The organism is Streptomyces sp. MMG1121, from assembly GCF_001280015.1.
GTDB lineage: Bacteria > Actinomycetota > Actinomycetes > Streptomycetales > Streptomycetaceae > Streptomyces.
Map to the genome: position 1 here is coordinate 1 of NZ_LGDV01000093.1, position 381 is coordinate 381.

1 pseudogene is annotated in these 381 nt (G+C 72.4%); it reads right to left on the bottom strand.

From position 1 onward, the window contains the following. Positions 1-381: pseudogene (locus ADK64_RS09835) on the bottom strand (methionine synthase); the annotation flags it as partial.

The following is a 381-nucleotide window of genomic DNA, read 5'->3' on the forward strand; positions in this document are numbered from 1 at the left end:
GTCTGGAGCCGGTCGAGCAGACCGCGCAGCCGCGGCCGGCCCTCGCTCTCCACCAGTTCCTCGTACGACGGTCCCTCGCCGGTGCGGACCTGCTTCAGCCCCCACTGGCCCTTGAACAGGGCGCCCTCGTCCAGCCAGGACGCGTACTCCTTGAGCTGGATGCCCTTGACGATCCGGGTGCCCCAGAACGGCGGGGCGGGGACGGGATTGTCCGTGGCCACGTCCGAACGGGCCGGCCCCTGCTGCTCGTCGGCCTCGAGGACCGGCGTGTGCCTCCTGGCGACCCGGCGCTGCTTGAGTTCGGGCAGCTTCGCGCCGGGCACCCCCCGCTTGACACCGATGAGGGCGTCCATCAGGCGCAGGCCCTCGAAGGCGTCGCGG